Here is a 16,214-nt window from a genome sequence, read left to right as displayed (position 1 = left end):
CGAACTACGACCGGATGAAGCAGAAGGTCAACGACGAGCTCAAGCAGCACTTCCGGCCCGAGTTCCTCAACCGTATCGATGACACGATCGTGTTCCACCAGCTGCGGGAGAACGAGATCCTGCAGATCGTGGACATCATGATCCAGCGGATCGAGGGTCAGCTGCGCAACAAGGACATGGGTCTGGAGTTGACCGACAACGCCAAGAAGTACCTGGCGAAGAAGGGCTTCGACCCGGTGCTCGGCGCCCGTCCGCTGCGACGCACGATCCAGCGTGACATCGAGGACAACCTGTCCGAGCGGATCCTGTTCAACGAACTGACCCCCGGCCAGATCGTCGTCGTCGACTGCGAAGGCGACCCGGAAAACATCGACAAGTCCAAACTCGTCTTCCGGGGTGCGGACCGGCCGGCGACCGTGCCGGACGCCGTGCCGGTCGAGCTGACCGTCGACAACGGCAACAGCGCCGCCTGACCGACGACGCGGCAGGGGGCCGACCCGTTCGGGTCGGCCCCCTGCGTACGCCCCGGCACTCCCGCCGGCGTGATCCGGCTCAGCGCGGCAACGACTCCTGGTCGGCCAGCACGACAAGTTCGTCGGGGCGCGCCGACAGCGCCGTCTTCGTCTCGTCGACCCAGACGTCGTAACCCACCGGCGGGCCCGACGGGCCCCACACCGCGCCCAGGATCGTGGCCGTCCGCCCCTGGTGGGAGTCGCGGAGCAGACGCACCCGGGTGCCCGGGGCGTGACCGTCGTCGGCGACGATGAGCAGCGCGTCCAGGATCTGCCGGACACCCGCGATCGGCAGACCCTCCACGTACGGCTCCCCCGCGTAGCCCTCACGCGGGGTCACCATGGTGCGGAAGAGCGCGGTGTGCCGGATCGCCTCCTGGCGGATCTGCCAGTCGGCGCTGTGCTCGGCGGCGGCCAGCGCCTTCTCGATCGCCGGCCACAACACCGCCGGCTCGCGGTCGAGCAGCCGGCGGGCCTCCCGGTCCAGCTCGGCACAGGCCATGTCGAGCGCGGTCTCCTCACCCATCTCGGAGATCCACGCCAGGTCACCCACCTCGGGCAGCAACCCGGGCGACTCGGCCGCGACGACGATGAACAACATCGCGAGCAGCTCCTGGCGCCCCTCACCGTGGTAGAGCGGGCCCACCCCGGTGCCCTTCGGCCCCCGGGTGGGTGGAAACCGCTCGACGAGGTGCTGGGCCCGGCCGTCGGGCAGCGCCCCGGCCCGCCGGGTGTCCGCCACCCGCTCCTCGAAGGACCGCCGTTCGCGGCGTTCGATGAGCAGTTGGCGATGGGAGTCGAAGCCCGTCGGATAGATCGTGCGTCCGTAGCTGGAGAGGGTCTCGCCGGGCTGGAGACCGACCGCCTCGAGCTGCCGGGCGGCCACCGAATAGGGGACTCCGGTCCGCGCGGCCTGTTCCCGGATGGCCCGCTTGCGGGCGCGCCCCGGGCGTGGGGTGCTCCGCGGGTTCTGATCAGACATGACGCCTCCGGTGCAGTCCCACGCCCTCCACCGAACGGGCGGCGTGGCAGGCACGCCGGAAGCTCGACACGACCGCGCGGAGTCGGAGACTCTTGGCCCCGGCATGTGCTCAGGCGTGGGCTGTCACATCGGGCGCGGGCAGGCGCTCTGCCTGCCGCCATGATATCGCGATACCACCACCAGTTCAGACGACGCGGGCGGATGCCCGGTCGTCGCCCCCCGCCGGCGCCGGATGGTGGCCGGCCACGAGACGGAAGAGCCCGATCAGCCGGTCTCGTTCGACCTCCGGCACGTCCGCCTCGCCGAGCTTGCCGAGCGCCACCTCCAGATACCGTCCGGACAACGCCTCGGCCTGCTCCCGGCCACCGGCACGCTCGATCAGATCCGCCTGCGCCTGCACCTGGTCGTCCGTCGGCTCCGGTTGATCGAGCAGTACCGCCAGCTCGGCGGCCGCGGGGTTGCCCGCCCGCAACGCCAGGATCACCGGGATCGTCTTCTTCGCCCGGCCCAGATCGCTGCGGGCCGGCTTGCCGGTCAGCGCCGGGTCCCCCCAGATGTCCTCCACGTCGTTGGCGACCTGCCAGGACAGTCCGAGGTGTCGGCCCGCCTCGCGCAGGGCGTCCACCGTCGCCGTCCGTGCCCCACCCAGGACCGCGCCGATCGCCGTCGCGGTCTCCAGCAACGCCGTCGTCTTGGCGCACGCCCGCAGGTAGTGCGGGACGTCGACCTCCCGTACGGGCACCTGTTCCAGGGCGAGGTCCGCCGCCTGCCCGTCGATCATCTGGTGGAGCGCCGCCAGCAACAGGTCCGCCGAGTCCAGTCCCGGGCGGGAGTTCAGCGACCGTAGGGCACGGAAGGCGGTCGCGATGAGCGCGTCGCCGGCGAGGGTGGTCATGCCGGTCCCGTACACCACCCAGGCCGCCGGCCGCCCCCGGCGGAGCGCGTCGGCGTCCATGATGTCGTCGTGCAGCAGTGAGAAGTTGTGGATCATCTCCACCGCCACGGCGCCCGGGATCGCCGTCGCCGGCTCGGCGCCGACCGCGCCCGCCGACATCAGGGTCAGCGTGGCGCGGAGCAGCTTGCCGGCGCCGTCACCGGTCGGGGTGCCGCCGGCGTCGGACCATCCGAAGTGGTAGCCGCACAGTCGGGACAGGTCCGGGTGCAACCCGTCGACGATGTCGCGCAGGGTGCTCTCGACCGAGTGGCGAGCCTCGTCGAGTCGCGCGTCCTCGCGTACCGGACGACTCTGCTGGACCAAACTCATCGGGACCTCCGGTCAGTGGTCGGTGGGTTCGACGACCCGTTCAGCGGCGATGACCACGTAGTTGAGGGAGTTCGTCCGGTAGCCGGCGAGGAAGGGCACCTCGACACCGGTCTTCAGCGCGCTGTTCTCACGCAGCTCCCAGTACGGGATCGCCTCGGCGGTGAGGTCCAGGACCCGGGAGGGCACGAGCCCGTTGTCCGACAGCGCCTTCAGGTAGGCGCTCCGCTTGTGGATGTGGCAGACGTAGTGCTCGTCGATGGCGGCGACGTCGTCCGACTTGTCGGCCACCGCGTCGTTCTGGCACCACGTCACCAGGACGTACCGCCCACCGGGGCGCAGCAGCCGGGAGAACTCTGCGAACGCCTCGTTCAGGTCGACGTACATGGTGGTCTCGTTGCTGACGATGGCGTCGAAGGAGCCGCTCTCGAAGGGCGTCTTGGCCATGTTGGCGTAGTGGAAGTTGACCTTGTCGGCGCACTTGCGCTGCTCGGCGAGCCGCTCGGCGAACTCGATGTGGTGGGTGCAGAAGTTGACCCCGTCGACCTGGCAGCCGTACCGCTCGTGCACCATGAAGCTGGTCCCGCCGCGACCGGAGCCGGCGTCCATCACCCGGGCGTCCGGCGGCAGGCCGTCGAGGGCGTCCAGGATCAGCTCGACCTGCTCGTTCTCCATGCGGTGCATCTCCCGCAGGATCAGCCGCTCGCGCTCGTCCGGCGGCGCCTGCAGCAGCTTCCGGTTGAAGTCACCCACCGCGTAGTGGTGGTGGTACAGCCCGTCCATCGCGCCCAGCAGGAGGTTGATCGGGTCGCTCTGCTTCTCCTCCCAGTGGTCGTTGAGGTCCTGCTCGTAGTGGTTGCGGACAACCTCGTCCTTGGTGCCGAGATCGATCGACATTGAAGTCTCCTCGTTTCTGAACGTTCCGGTCCGTCCGCTTCAGATGCGGATGAGCGTCTTGAGGGCGCGGCGTTCGTCCATGGCCGCGTAACCGTCGGGCGCGTCGGTGAGCCCGATGGTGAGATCGAAGATCGGAGCCGGGTCCAGCGCTCCGGACAGCACGTCGGCCAGCAGGTGCGGGATGTAGGTGCGAGCCGGGGTGATGCCACCGGCCAGGGTGAGGTTGCGGTCGAACATCGCCCGCAGGTCGATGCCGTCCTGGCTGCCGTGCGGCACACCGACGAAACCGATCCGCCCGCCCGGGGCCGCCACCGCCGTCGCGGCCGCCATGGCGTCGGCGGTGCCCACCGCCTCGACGACGCTGGTGAACCCCTTTCCCTCGGTCAGTTCCAGGGCGTGCGCCGCCACCGAGCCGGCGTCCGCGAGGACCACGATGTCCGCGCCGAACCGGCGGGCGACCGCCGCCCGGCTCCGGTGGTGCCCGAAGACGGCGATCCGGGCCGCGCCGAGCCGCCGGGCAGCCAGCACCGCACAGAGGCCGACCGCCCCGTCACCGACCACTGCCACGTCGGAACCGGGTCCCACGCCGGCGCCACGCGCCCCGTGGTGCCCGGTGCACATGACGTCGGAGAGGGCCAGCACGGCCGGCATCCGGTCCTCGTCGACGTCGGCGGGCAGCGCGACCAGGGTGGCGTCGGCATACGGCGCGGTCACCGCCTCGCCCTGGGCGCCGTCGGCGCCCGGATCGCCCCAGAAGCCCTTGCTCGGGCACGAGGTGGGCAGGCCGGCGACGCAGTAGGCGCAGGTCCCCTCGGACCAGACGAACGGGGCGACGACGCGGTCCCCCCGCCGCAGGGTGCGCACGTCCGCGCCGACGTCCTCCACCACCCCGACGAACTCGTGGCCGATCCGCTGGCCCGGCTGACGCGGGACCCGGCCGCGGTACGCCCACAGGTCGCTGCCACAGACGCAGGAGTGGGTGACCCGGACGACGGCGTCGGTCGGGTGCCGGATCGCGGCGTCGGGCACCTGCTCGACCCGGATGTCCTTCGGCCCGTGGATGGTCACCGCGCGCATCAGCGCACCTCCGCGTCGAGCGCGGTGGTGAGGATTCCCGGCAGCGCGTCCAGGAAGGCCCGGGCCTCCTCGACGGTGAGCACCAGCGGAGGCGACAGCCGCACCACGTCCGGCTGGACGGCGTTGATCAGGAAACCGGCCTGCCGGGCCGCTTCCTCCACCCGAGCGCCGTACGGTCCCGCGAGCACGATGCCGAGCCAGAGACCGCGGCCGCGGACGCCCCGCAGCAGGGGATGGTCGGTCCGGGCGATCCCGTCGCGCAGCACCCCGCCGACCGTCCTCGCGTTCGCCAGCAGGTCGTCGCGTTCGATGACCTCCAGCACGGCCAGCGCGGCGGCGCAGGCGACCGGGTTGGCGCCGAAGGTGGAGCCGTGGTCGCCCTTGGCGAAGACCGAGCCGAACGTGCCGAAACCCACGCAGGCCGCGATGGGAAGCCCGCCGCCGAGTCCCTTGGCGAGGGTCACCACGTCCGGACGGACTCCGACGGCGAGATGGTGGAACCACTCTCCGGTCCGGCCGATCCCGCTCTGCACCTCGTCGAGGACCAGAACCGCGCCCGTCTCGTCACACCGGTCACGGGCCGCGCGCAGATAGTGCGGGGGCGGCTCGACGATCCCGGCCTCACCCTGGATGGGTTCCAGGAAGACCCCCGCGCACTCCGGCGTCACCGCCCGGGCCAGCGCCTCGGTGTCGCCGTAGGGCACGAAGCGCACGTCGAATCCGAACGGGGCGAACGGGTCGCGGATCGCGGGCTTGCCGGCCAGGGCGAGTGACCCCATGGAGCGGCCGTGGAAGCTCTGCCAGGCCGCGACGACGTGGGGCCGGCCGGCGCCGGCGTGCCGGCGGACCAACTTCAACGCCGCCTCGTTGGCCTCGGTGCCCGAGTTGGCGAAGAAGACCCGACCGTCGCCGCCGAGCAGGTGGAGCAGACGCTCGGCCAGCAGCACCTCGGGTTCGTGCAGGTAGAGGTTGGAGATGTGGGCGAGGCGCCCGACCTGCCGGCAGACCGCCTCGACGAGCGCCGGGTGGGCGTGCCCGAGCGCCGAGACGGCGATGCCGGCGATCAGGTCCAGGTAGGCGTGGCCCTGCGTGTCCCACACCCGGCTGCCGCTGCCGTGGGAGATGACCAGGGGCGGGGTGCCGTAGTTGGGCATCAACGCATCTTCGAACCGACGCCGAAGTCCAGATTCGGCAGACAATACGTCAGAAGCCATCATCAGAATGCCTTCTCTCGATCAGAGGAAAACCCACGCACGATCACGCTCAATTAGCGGGATAATCGCTTTCCGCTCGCCCGTCGGACGGCTGCGCCCCGATGACCCGGTCGCGATACCAGCCATGTGAACACACCCAAACAATGGGCCGCAACCCTCCGCCGCCGATTACCCGTCAACGATGCACACCGCGTTGTCGGCGCTTTCCTCCTTCGCGACTCGCGCATGCACATCTGTTGCACGGCGGGCCACTCACACCGGCACGCGCTGGCGCCGGCGGGTCAGCAGCAGGACGGCCAGCGCCGCGCAGGGCACGGTGATCACCGCGTAGACGACGGCCGGGATCGCGATCTCGGGATCGCCGAGCATGCCGGGATCGAGGGCGATGGTGACGGCGAGCGCGCTGTTGTGGATCCCGACGTCCATGCCGACCGCCACGGCACGCGGCCCCTCGACGCCGCACAGGCGCGGGACGGCGTACCCGAGGGCCAGGCTGGACAGGCAGAACAGGATGGCGGCGGCCCCCACCCGGCCGAGTTGGGCGACGAGTTGCGCCCCCTCGTGCAGCACGGTGGCGACGGCGATGAGTGCGAGGAACGCCACCGACAACGCCCGGATCAGGGGTTCGAGCCGGCGTGCGAGTGCGGCGTCGCGGGCCCGCACGGCCATGCCCACCGCGACCGGGGCCAGGATGACCAGCACCAGGCGGACGATCTCGGCGGGACCGAGACCGGCGGAACCGGCCTCGGCCGGCAGGAAGTACGCCAGGGCGAGGTTGACGACCACCGGCAGGGTCACCACGGAGAGCACCGTGTTCACGGCCGTCATCGTGATGTTGAGCGCGACGTCGCCACGGGCCAGGTGACTGAAGAGGCTCGCCGTGGTGCCGCCGGGCGAGGCCGCGAGCAGCAGCATGCCGACCGCCAGCTCGGGTGGCAGTCGCAGCGCGACGACCAGGGCGAGGCAGAGCACCGGCAGGACCAGCAGTTGGCAGGCCAGCCCGCAGATCAGGGCCCGTGGCCGCCGCAACGCGGCGCCGAAGTCCCCGCGGGTGAGGGTCGTACCGAGGCCGAACATCAGCACGGCGATGACGAGGGGCAGCAGCAGCCCGGCGAGCGGTGGCAGGGTCAAGACGTCGACCTCCGTAATTGTCGGGGACGTGCTCCGATCACCGCACATTGACGCATGGCCAAGTCCTTGAAAAGGCCTACGATCGCACCACCGGCATCAACATTCGCGACTCCGCTGTTGACATCGGCGGCCTTGCCGGGCGGAAAGCGCCGCCGGTAGCGTCGGCAGGGCCGAGGAGCGTGGAACAGCCGATTAATGGCGGCACCGCGGCAGCACCGTCCTCATTTGTCCGCCGGCCGCGAAAAGCGCGGCGCGGACCGCAACCGTGCTGGAAGGAATTCGCTGAGCCCATGGTGACCATCGAGGCCGGAATAGGCCCGCACTCCCGCACGCTCCGCACCGACCTGCGGGGCGCGGTCGACGACGCGCTGGACGCCTTCTTCACCGAGAAGGCGGGGCTCTCGGCGGGCACCGCCATGGACGGGGTGGTCGAGGCGCTGCGCGCCTACGTCCTGGCCGGGGGGAAGCGCCTGCGGCCGTTGCTCTGCCTCTGCGGCTGGCAGGCGGCGGGAGGCGCGCCGCGGGATCCCGCGGCGGTGCGAGCCGCCGCCTCCCTCGAACTCTTCCACGCCTTCGCGCTGATCCACGACGACATCGTCGACAACGCGGCGGTCCGCCGCGGCCACCCGAGCCTGCACGTCTCGCTCGCGCTCCTGGGCCGCGGCGACCACCGGGGACGTAACGAACGCTTCGGGCGGGACAGCGCCATCCTGGTCGGCGACCTGGCCATGGTCTGGTCCGACGAGATGCTGCACCGCAGCGGCATGACCCCGACGCAGCTGCGGGCCGTCCGGCCGCTGCTCGACCAGATGCGCTCCGAGCTGATGTTCGGTCAGTACCATGACCTGCTCAGCAGCGACACCTCGCCGGACGTCGGGACCGCCCTCACCATCGCCAGCTACAAGAGTGGCCGGTACACCGTGCAGCGACCGCTGCAGATCGGCGCCGCGCTGGCCGGCGCCGACGAGTCGCTGCTCGACGCCTGCACCGCCTTCGCGCTGCCCATCGGGGAGGCCTTCCAGCTCCGGGACGATCTCCTCGGCATCTTCGGCGACGCCCGGCACACCGGTAAGTCCACCCTGGACGACCTGCGTGAGGGCAAGGGCACGGTGTTGATGGCCCTCGCGCTGCGGGACGCCGACCCGGCCCAACGGGCCACCCTGTCGACCCTCGTCGGCGACCCGGCCCTCGACGAGGCGGGCGCGGCGGAGGCCCGCGCCGTCCTCGTGGCGACCGGCGCGGCCGCGAAGGTCGAGCAGATGATCGAGGAACGGCTGCGCCAGGGGCTCGCGGTCCTCGACGACGCTCCCTTCCATCCCGACGCCCGGGACGCCCTGCGCGACCTGGCGCGCGCCGCGACGGTGAGGGCGGCATGAGCGCCGCGCCGCTCGCCACGACCACCGCGGCGGACATGCTGCTGCACGAGGCGGCCGCGGACGACTGGGCCCTGATCAGCCCCTCGGTGTACGAGTGCGGCCGGATCGTCTCGGACGCGCCCTGGCTGGACGGACACCCGGCCCGCCTCCGGTTCCTCCTGGCCGAACAGGCCCCCGACGGTGGTTGGGGTCTGGCGGGCTTCCGCCTGGTGACCAGCCTGAGCGCCACCGAGGCGCTGCTCACGGCCTGCGGTCGTGGCCTGCCCCAGGACCGGGCGGTGCCCACCGAGGACGTGGCCAGGGCCGCCGCCGCCGGCGCGCGGGCGCTACGCGGTTGGCTCGACGAGCCCGAGGTCGCCCTGCCCGACCTGGTCGCCATCGAGGTTCTCGTGCCCCGGCTGATCGACCTCGTCAACGATCACCTGCACCGGTTCGAGGCGGCCCACCACCCGGTCCTGGCACCGGTGGCGGCAGGTGGCCCGCTCGCCACCCCACCGGGCACGGCGCCGGAGATCCTGCGTCGGCTGCGCGGCGCGACGGCCGCCGGGCACCCGGTGCCCCCGAAGCTCTGGCACAGCTGGGAGATCATCGGTTCGGACCGGTCGGCCGACCCGGCCGTGACGCCGGTCTCCGGCAGCGTCGGCTGCTCCCCGGCCGCGACCGCGGCCTGGCTGCGGAACCGCCCGGAGGCGGACCATCCGTCGTTGCGCTACCTGGACGCCGTGCAGGCGCGGGCGGACGGGCTCTTTCCCGTCGGCGCTCCGATGCCGCACTTCGAACGGTCCTGGATCATCAACCTGTTCCAGGTCCACCGGGTGCCGTGCCGGGTGCCGGAGCCCGTACTCGACGCCCTGGAGCTGGCCCTCGGCGAGGACGGCGCGGCCGCCGGCGACGGCCTGCCGGTGGACGCCGACGACACGGCCTCGGTCCTGTGGGCGCTGGACGCGCACGGCCGCTCCCCCGACCTGGACAGCCTGTTGCGCTACTACGACGGCACCCGGTTCTACACCTATCCCGACGAGCGCACCCCCTCGCCGACCGCGAACGGGCACGCGCTGGAGGCGCTGGGGCACCGCCTCGACCGGCGCCCCGACGAGGCGGACCGGTACGCCACTCCGGCCCGGGTCACCCGGGACTGGCTCGTCGACGCGCAGGCGGCCGACGGGAGCTGGGCGGACAAGTGGCACGGCTCGCCCTACTACGCGACGGCGACCTGCGCGAACGCCCTGGCCAGCTACGGCGGCCCGGAGGCGCGGCCGGCGGTGGAACGGGCCGTCGACTGGATCCTCGGCACGCGGCAGGGCGACCGCTGGGGGCACGGCTCCGGGACCGCGGAGGAGACGGCGTACGCCGCCTGGATCCTGAGCCTCAGCACCCGCGACGACCGCCGGGCGGAGATCCGGGCCGGGATGGCCGCGGCCCGCGCGACGCTGGCCGCGGCGGAGATCACCCCACGGACGCCGGCGCTCTGGATCGGCAAGGACATCTACACCCCGGTACGGATCGTGCGGGCCACCTGCCTCGCGGTCCTGCACCGCCTCGACGGGAGCGCCCATGGAGACTGAGACGCTGCTCGTGCCCTGTCCCTTCCCCGACCGGTCGCACCCCGGCGGGGCGGCCGCCGCGGGTTACGTCCGGCAGGTCGCCGCCGAGATCGGCCTGGTCGGCCCCTCCAGCGCCAAGGTGTTGAACGGCATCGCGCTCGGTGAGGCCGCCGCGCTCACGTTCCCGGACACCGACCAGGACCGGCTCCAGGTGGCCACGCTCTGGATCGCCTTCCTGGTGCTGTTCGACGACGCCTGGAGCGACCTGGTGGACTTCGACGGCGCCTGGCGGAGCCGGGTGCGGGCGCAGCACGACTCCATCGAGGAGGTGCTGGGCGGGCGAGCCGCCGGGCCGGCGCACGGCCCGCTCGTCCGGCTGCTCGCCCGGATCCTCGACGACATCGCGCGCATCGACCCGGAGTTCGACACCACCCGGTTGCGGCAGGAGATCCGCAACTACCTGGCCGCGACGCTGTGGGAGCTGGACCTGCGCAGCCGCGGGCGCGTCCCCGACCTGTCCTCCTACCTGCTGATGCGCCGGGTGTTCAGCACCATGAGCGTGCAGGTGGAGCTGGACTGGTTCGTCGACCGGCTCGCGTTGCCCGAGGCGGTCCGACTGCACCCGTGCGTGCGGCTGGTCGACGCCGCGGTCGCCGACTACGGCTGCATCGCCAACGACCTCTACTCCCTCGACGCGGAACGCCGGGACGGGATCAGCTCGAACATCGTCATCGTCCTGGAGCACGAGTACGACTGGCCGGAGCACCGGGCCGTCGCGTACGCCCGGCGCCTCGCCGAGCAGGCCCTGGCGACCTTCCAGCACATCCGCGCCGAGCCGGGCAGTTTCGGTCTGCCCGACGACGAGGCCGTCCGCCGCTACTTCCACCACTACGAGTCGTTCATGTCGGCCGCCGTCCGCTGGCCGGCGCGCTCGGCGCGTTACCGAAGCCAGAGCTGACCAGCCACCGGTGCCGGTGGTCACTGCGAAAGGCAGGTGTCCGTGTCCATCACCACGCATGCTCCCCGACGGGAGGCCCGGCCTCCCCGCGTCCCGGCCGGGCTGCCCCTCGTCGGTCACGGCCTCCAACTGCTCCGGCGGCGACTGGACTTCCTCCAGGAGGCCCGCCGCTACGGCCCGGTGGTCCGGGTCGGTCTCGGCCCGTCGACCGCGTACCTCGTCAACGACCACACCCTCCTGCACCAGATGCTCGTGAACGACGCAGCGCTGTTCCCGCGCGGCATCCACTTCCGCAAGGCGCGGGCGGTCGCCGGCGACGGCATCATCACCGCCGAGGGCCCGGCGCACCGCCGGCAGCGCCGTCTGGTGCTGCCGGCCTTCAGCCGCAAGCGCGTCCACGGGTACGGCGACGTGATGCGCCGGATCGCCATGGAGCGCATCTCGTCCTGGCCGGAGGACCGACCGATCGAGTTGAAGCCGGAGTTCGTCTCGCTGGCCACGACGATCGGCACCCGGGCCCTCTTCTCCACGGACCTGGGGGCGTCCGCGGTCTCCGTCATCGAACGGGCGTTGCCGGTGCTGACCCGGGGGGTCAGCCTCCGGGCCATGGACCCGACCGGCCTCGTCGAACACCTGCCGCTGCCGGCGAACCGCCGGTTCGGCGCCACCATGCGCGAGCTGCACGCGGTGATCGACGGCATCATCGCCTCCTACCGGCGGACCGAGCAGCAGGGCGACGACCTGCTGTCGTTGCTGATGCTCGCCACCGACGAGGGGGACGGGAAGGGGATGACCGACCGGCAGTTGCGGGACGAGGTCATCAGCATCCTGCTCTCCTCGGCGGAGACGACGGCGCTGACCATGAGCTGGGCCTGCCACGAGCTGGGCCGGCACCCCGAGGTGTTCCGATCTTTGCGGGCCGAGGTCGACCGCGTCCTGCCCGACGGCGAGCCACCCCGGCACGAGCAGCTGCCCGAGCTGGAGCTGACCCGCCGGGTGGTGAAGGAGACGCTGCGGCTCTACCCGCCTACCTACTTCCTGTCCCGCACGGCGACGAAGGACGTCCGCCTCGGCCAGCACCTGATCCCGGGCGGCAGCACGGTGCTCTACTCCTTCTACTCGCAGCACCGCGATCCCCGGCTGTTCCGGGACCCGCACACCTTCGACCCGGACCGGTGGCTTCCCGAGCGGGCCGCCGACGTCACGCCGGAGGCGTACATGCCGTTCGGCGAGGGCGCCCACCGGTGCGTCGGGGAGGGCTTCGCGTGGGCGGAGGCGATGACGTCGCTGGCGATCATCGCCCTGCACCGCGACCTGCGGCCGGTGGACGGCGACCAGGTCAGGCCCACCGGCACGGTGACGCTGATGCCTCGCGGCCTGTCGATGGTCCTGCCGAGGCGGGCGGCATGAGCGCCGCCCACGAGGTGGCGGTGGACCGGGACCTCTGCGTCGGCGCCGGCCAGTGCGTGATGCACGCGCCGGAGGTCTTCGACCAGGACCTGAACGGGGTCGTGACGCTGCGCACCACCGACGCCGGGGCCGACGTCTGGGAGTACGTCCTGGAGGCCGCCGAACGGTGCCCGGTGAAGGCCATCACCGTGCCGGGCACATGAGCCAGGAAGGGGTGATCCCGTGCTGACAGAAGTCCACACACCTCACGACCTCAAGAGGTTGAACCCGGCGGAACTCGCCACGTTGAGCGCGGAGATCCGCGCGTTCCTGGTGGCGTCGGTGTCCCGCACCGGCGGCCACCTGGGGCCGAACCTCGGGGTGGTCGAGTTGACGATCGCGCTGCACCGGGTCTTCGACTCCCCGCACGACTCTATCCTCTGGGACACCGGGCACCAGGCGTACGTGCACAAGCTGCTCACCGGGCGACACGACTTCTCCCGGCTGCGGCAGAGCGGCGGCCTGTCCGGGTATCCGAGCCGCGCGGAGTCCGACCACGACCTGATCGAGAACTCGCACGCCTCGACGGCGCTGTCGTACGCCGACGGCATCGCGCGGGCCCGGCAGATCCTCGGCGTGCGGGACCGCAGCGTGGTCGCCGTGGTCGGGGACGGTGCCCTGACCGGCGGGATGGCCTGGGAGGCGCTCAACAACATCGCCAGTGCCACCGACCGTCCGGTCGTCATCGTCCTCAACGACAACGGCCGGTCCTACGCGCCGACCGTCGGCGGCCTCGCCCGCCACCTGTCCAGCCTGCGCGACCACCGGGAGCCCGCCGCCGGGCCGTCGCCGGCCCACCCGGGCGTCTTCGCGCAGCTCGGCCTGCACTACATCGGCCCGGTGGACGGCCACGACACGGCCGCCGTGGAGGAGGCGCTGACCACGGCGCGGGCGCTCGGGGCGCCCGTCGTCGTGCACTGCGTGACCCGCAAGGGTTGCGGTTATCCGCTGGCGGAGAGCGACGACCGGGACTGCTTCCACGGCATCGGAGTGATCGACTCGGTGACCGGACAGTTGATCAAGAATGCCACGGCGCCCAGCTGGACCTCGCTCTTCGGCGACGAGCTCGTCCAGATCGGTGCCGAACGCCCCGACGTGGTCGCGATCACCGCCGCCATGTTGCAGCCGGTCGGGTTGCAGCCGTTCGCGGAGAAGTTCCCGGACCGGGTCATCGACGTGGGCATCGCCGAACAGCACGCCGCCACCTGCGCCGCCGGCCTGGCGGCGGAGGGCCTGCACCCGGTGGTCGCGGTCTACGCCACGTTCCTCAACCGCGCCTTCGACCAGGTGCTGATGGATGTGGCCCTGCACCGCGCCGGGGTGACGTTCGTGCTCGACCGGGCGGGCATCACCGGCGACGACGGCCCCAGCCACAACGGCATGTGGGACATGTCGGTGCTGCACGTCGTGCCGGGGTTGCGGATCGCCGCCCCCCGGGACGGGTCCCGGCTGCGGGCGCTGCTCCGCGAGGCGGTCGCCGTCGCGGACGTCCCGACGGTGGTCCGCTTCCCGAAGGGAAGCGCCCCGGAGGACATCGAGACACTTGAGGAGCGCGACGGAGTCGACGTCATCGGCCGCTTCGGGTCCGGGTCGGACCTGCTGCTGGTCGCGGTCGGCGTGATGGCCGGCACCTGCCTGGACACCGCCCGCCAGTTGGCCGGGCACGGGATCGGGGTGACGGTGGTCGACCCCCGCTGGGTCCGGCCGGTCAATCCCGCACTGCTCGAACTCGCCCGGCAGCACCGGACGGTCGCCACGGTGGAGGACAACGTCAAGGTCAGCGGGGTCGGCGCCGCGTTCGCGCAGGCCGTTTCCGACAACGGCATCGACACGCCGTGCCTGACCTTCGGCATTCCCCCGGACTTCCTGGCGGTGGCGTCGCGCTCGCAGTTGCTGGCCGAGGTCGGACTGACCGCCGGGGCGCTGGTCACCGAACTTCGCCGCCTGGTCACCGGCTCGCTGACGACGCAGTAGAGGGGCGCAGATGGACATCGGAGAGAAGAAGGTTCTGCTGGCCAATCCCCGGGGTTACTGCGCGGGGGTGGAGCGCGCCGTGCAGACCGTGGAGAAGGCGCTGGAGTTGTACGGCCCGCCGATCTACGTGCGCAAGGAGATCGTCCACAACCGACACGTCGTGCAGGCGTTGACGGCGAAGGGGGTCCGCTTCGTCGAGGAGAACGAGGAGGTGCCCGAGGGCGCGACGGTGATCTTCTCCGCGCACGGGGTCGCCCCGGACGTGCACACCTCCGCCGCCGCCCGCTCGTTGCGGGTCATCGACGCCACGTGTCCCCTGGTGACGAAAGTGCACAACGAGGTGCGCCGGTTCGCCGCCGAGGGGTACGACATCCTGCTCATCGGTCACCAGGGGCACGAGGAGGTCCTCGGTACGGCGGGTGAGGCGCCGGCGCAGATCCAGGTGGTCGACACCCCGGAGGACGTGGACTCGGTGACGGTCCGCGACCCGGAGCGGGTGGTGTGGCTCTCCCAGACCACGCTGTCGGTCGACGAGACGCAGCAGACGGTCGGCCGGCTCCGTGCCCGCTTTCCCGCGCTGAAGTCACCGCCCAGCGACGACATCTGCTACGCCACCCAGAACCGTCAGGAGGCGGTGAAGGCGATGGCGCCCGCGTGTGACGTGATCATCGTGGTCGGCTCGCCCAACTCGTCGAACTCGCAGCGGCTCCGGGAGGTCGCGCTGGAGGCGGGCGCGGGTGCGGCGTACCTGGTCGACTTCGCGCACGAGATCGCCGAGGAGTGGCTGGGCGACGCGCGCACGGTCGGGCTCACCGCCGGCGCCTCGGTGCCGAACGAGCTGGTCGAGGACGCCCTCGGGTGGCTCCGTGAGCGGGGCTTCAGCACCGTCGAGCCCGTCACCACGGCGGTCGAGAACATCGTCTTCGCGCTGCCGCAGGAGCTGCGCGCCGCGCTGCGTCCCGCTCCCGGACGGGATTCCTGAGGTGGGCGCCGTCGGTCTCGGTATGCCCCCCGTACCGCCGCCGCCGTTGGCCTCGCGTCGGGCGAGTCGTCAGATCATGGTCGGCTCGGTGCCGGTCGGTGGTGGTGCGCCGGTGTCGGTGCAGTCCATGACCACGACCCTGACTTCCGATGTGAACGCCACGCTTCAGCAGATCGCGGAGTTGACCGCGTCGGGTTGCCAGATCGTGCGGGTGGCGGTGCCGTCGCAGGACGATGTGGAGGCGTTGCCGGCGATCGCGCGTAAGTCGCAGATCCCGGTGATCGCGGACATTCATTTCCAGCCGAAGTACGTGTTCGCCGCGATCGACGCGGGTTGCGCGGCGGTGCGGGTGAACCCGGGCAACATCCGGCAGTTCGACGACAAGGTGAAGGAGATCGCGCGGGCCGCCGGGGATGCGGGGGTGCCGATCCGGATCGGGGTGAACGCCGGTTCGTTGGACAAGCGGCTGTTGGCCAAGTACGGGCGGGCCACGGCTGAGGCGTTGGTGGAGTCGGCGTTGTGGGAGTGCTCGTTGTTCGAGGAGCACGGTTTCCGCGACATCAAGATCTCGGTGAAGCACAACGACCCGGTGGTGATGATCCGCGCCTACCGGCAGCTCGCCGAGCGGTGTGACTATCCGTTGCACCTGGGTGTGACGGAGGCGGGTCCGGCGTTTCAGGGCACGATCAAGTCGGCGGTGGCGTTCGGGGCGCTGCTGGCCGAGGGGATCGGCGACACGATCCGGGTGTCGCTGTCCGCGCCGCCGGTGGAGGAGATCAAGGTCGGTAACCAGATCCTGGAGTCGCTGGGTCTGCGCGAGCGTGGCCTGGAGATCGTGTCCTGTCCGTCCTGCGGTC

General features: G+C 71.6%; 14 protein-coding genes and 1 pseudogene. 9 read left to right on the top strand and 6 right to left on the bottom strand.

All coding sequences use genetic code 11. From position 1 onward, the window contains the following. Positions 1-473 (top strand): annotated as a pseudogene (locus tag GA0070213_RS30785) (AAA family ATPase); the annotation flags it as partial. A 79-nt stretch (positions 474-552) separates the two neighbouring features. Here GA0070213_RS30785 and GA0070213_RS30780 read toward each other — a convergent pair. The 6 genes from GA0070213_RS30780 to GA0070213_RS30755 form a co-directional block, all read right to left on the bottom strand. After that, the gene (locus tag GA0070213_RS30780; RefSeq protein ID WP_139128756.1) at positions 553-1,494 is read right to left on the bottom strand and encodes a hypothetical protein; all 942 of its coding nucleotides are present in this window, start codon (positions 1,492-1,494) and stop codon (positions 553-555) included. 184 nt (positions 1,495-1,678) lie between these two features. Next, positions 1,679-2,758, bottom strand: coding sequence for a polyprenyl synthetase family protein (locus tag GA0070213_RS30775; RefSeq protein WP_091072694.1), 1,080 nt, complete (start codon positions 2,756-2,758; stop codon positions 1,679-1,681). A 12-nt stretch (positions 2,759-2,770) separates the two neighbouring features. After that, positions 2,771-3,652 (bottom strand): SAM-dependent methyltransferase, encoded by an 882-nt coding sequence (locus GA0070213_RS30770; RefSeq protein ID WP_091072690.1) that lies wholly within the window; start codon positions 3,650-3,652, stop codon positions 2,771-2,773. 39 nt (positions 3,653-3,691) lie between these two features. Beyond that, complete coding sequence (locus GA0070213_RS30765; RefSeq protein WP_091072685.1) at positions 3,692-4,729, bottom strand: zinc-binding dehydrogenase; 1,038 nt, start codon at positions 4,727-4,729, stop codon at positions 3,692-3,694. Further along, positions 4,729-5,883 carry an acetylornithine transaminase gene (locus GA0070213_RS30760; protein WP_245716630.1) on the bottom strand — a complete coding sequence of 385 codons (1,155 nt, stop codon included), beginning with the start codon at positions 5,881-5,883 and terminating at the stop codon, positions 4,729-4,731. The genes GA0070213_RS30765 and GA0070213_RS30760 overlap by 1 nt, the downstream gene beginning before the upstream one ends. Before the next feature lie 312 nt (positions 5,884-6,195). After that, positions 6,196-7,074: a bile acid:sodium symporter family protein gene (locus GA0070213_RS30755; RefSeq protein WP_245716629.1), complete on the bottom strand. Its 879-nt coding sequence runs from the start codon at positions 7,072-7,074 to the stop codon at positions 6,196-6,198. Positions 7,075-7,364: 290 nt separating this feature from the next. Between GA0070213_RS30755 and GA0070213_RS30750 the strand changes: the two genes are divergently transcribed. The 8 genes from GA0070213_RS30750 to ispG form a co-directional block, all read left to right on the top strand. Beyond that, positions 7,365-8,450 carry a polyprenyl synthetase family protein gene (locus tag GA0070213_RS30750; protein WP_091072679.1) on the top strand — a complete coding sequence of 362 codons (1,086 nt, stop codon included), beginning with the start codon at positions 7,365-7,367 and terminating at the stop codon, positions 8,448-8,450. Next, positions 8,447-10,015 (top strand): prenyltransferase/squalene oxidase repeat-containing protein, encoded by a 1,569-nt coding sequence (locus GA0070213_RS30745; protein ID WP_091072676.1) that lies wholly within the window; start codon positions 8,447-8,449, stop codon positions 10,013-10,015. Before GA0070213_RS30750 ends, GA0070213_RS30745 begins: the two co-directional genes overlap by 4 nt. Beyond that, positions 10,005-10,952: a terpene synthase family protein gene (locus tag GA0070213_RS30740; protein WP_091072671.1), complete on the top strand. Its 948-nt coding sequence runs from the start codon at positions 10,005-10,007 to the stop codon at positions 10,950-10,952. The genes GA0070213_RS30745 and GA0070213_RS30740 overlap by 11 nt, the downstream gene beginning before the upstream one ends. Positions 10,953-10,994: 42 nt before the next feature. Continuing rightward, complete coding sequence (locus GA0070213_RS30735; RefSeq protein ID WP_175441566.1) at positions 10,995-12,362, top strand: cytochrome P450; 1,368 nt, start codon at positions 10,995-10,997, stop codon at positions 12,360-12,362. After that, positions 12,359-12,565 carry a ferredoxin gene (locus tag GA0070213_RS30730; RefSeq protein WP_091072664.1) on the top strand — a complete coding sequence of 69 codons (207 nt, stop codon included), beginning with the start codon at positions 12,359-12,361 and terminating at the stop codon, positions 12,563-12,565. The genes GA0070213_RS30735 and GA0070213_RS30730 overlap by 4 nt, the downstream gene beginning before the upstream one ends. A gap of 19 nt (positions 12,566-12,584) precedes the next feature. Then, the gene (locus tag GA0070213_RS30725; RefSeq protein WP_091072661.1) at positions 12,585-14,375 is read left to right on the top strand and encodes a 1-deoxy-D-xylulose-5-phosphate synthase; all 1,791 of its coding nucleotides are present in this window, start codon (positions 12,585-12,587) and stop codon (positions 14,373-14,375) included. Positions 14,376-14,385: 10 nt separating this feature from the next. Beyond that, positions 14,386-15,357 (top strand): 4-hydroxy-3-methylbut-2-enyl diphosphate reductase, encoded by a 972-nt coding sequence (locus GA0070213_RS30720; protein WP_091072657.1) that lies wholly within the window; start codon positions 14,386-14,388, stop codon positions 15,355-15,357. A 1-nt stretch (position 15,358) separates the two neighbouring features. Continuing rightward, a partial coding sequence (gene ispG, locus GA0070213_RS30715) for a flavodoxin-dependent (E)-4-hydroxy-3-methylbut-2-enyl-diphosphate synthase (RefSeq protein ID WP_091072701.1) occupies positions 15,359-16,214 on the top strand: 856 nt, incomplete at its 3' end.

The sequence above is a fragment of the Micromonospora humi genome (assembly GCF_900090105.1).
GTDB classification, from domain to species: Bacteria; Actinomycetota; Actinomycetes; order Mycobacteriales; family Micromonosporaceae; genus Micromonospora; species Micromonospora humi.
This window is presented reverse-complemented; position numbering and strand designations above follow the sequence as displayed.

Coding starts and splice junctions, on each gene's coding strand:
- GA0070213_RS30780 (WP_139128756.1), bottom strand. CDS start 1,494: ATGTCTGATCAGAACCCGCGGAGCACCCCACGCCCGGGGCGCGCCCGC.
- GA0070213_RS30775 (WP_091072694.1), bottom strand. CDS start 2,758: ATGAGTTTGGTCCAGCAGAGTCGTCCGGTACGCGAGGACGCGCGACTC.
- GA0070213_RS30770 (WP_091072690.1), bottom strand. CDS start 3,652: ATGTCGATCGATCTCGGCACCAAGGACGAGGTTGTCCGCAACCACTAC.
- GA0070213_RS30765 (WP_091072685.1), bottom strand. CDS start 4,729: ATGCGCGCGGTGACCATCCACGGGCCGAAGGACATCCGGGTCGAGCAG.
- GA0070213_RS30760 (WP_245716630.1), bottom strand. CDS start 5,883: ATGCCCAACTACGGCACCCCGCCCCTGGTCATCTCCCACGGCAGCGGC.
- GA0070213_RS30750 (WP_091072679.1), top strand. CDS start 7,365: ATGGTGACCATCGAGGCCGGAATAGGCCCGCACTCCCGCACGCTCCGC.
- GA0070213_RS30745 (WP_091072676.1), top strand. CDS start 8,447: ATGAGCGCCGCGCCGCTCGCCACGACCACCGCGGCGGACATGCTGCTG.
- GA0070213_RS30740 (WP_091072671.1), top strand. CDS start 10,005: ATGGAGACTGAGACGCTGCTCGTGCCCTGTCCCTTCCCCGACCGGTCG.
- GA0070213_RS30730 (WP_091072664.1), top strand. CDS start 12,359: ATGAGCGCCGCCCACGAGGTGGCGGTGGACCGGGACCTCTGCGTCGGC.
- GA0070213_RS30720 (WP_091072657.1), top strand. CDS start 14,386: ATGGACATCGGAGAGAAGAAGGTTCTGCTGGCCAATCCCCGGGGTTAC.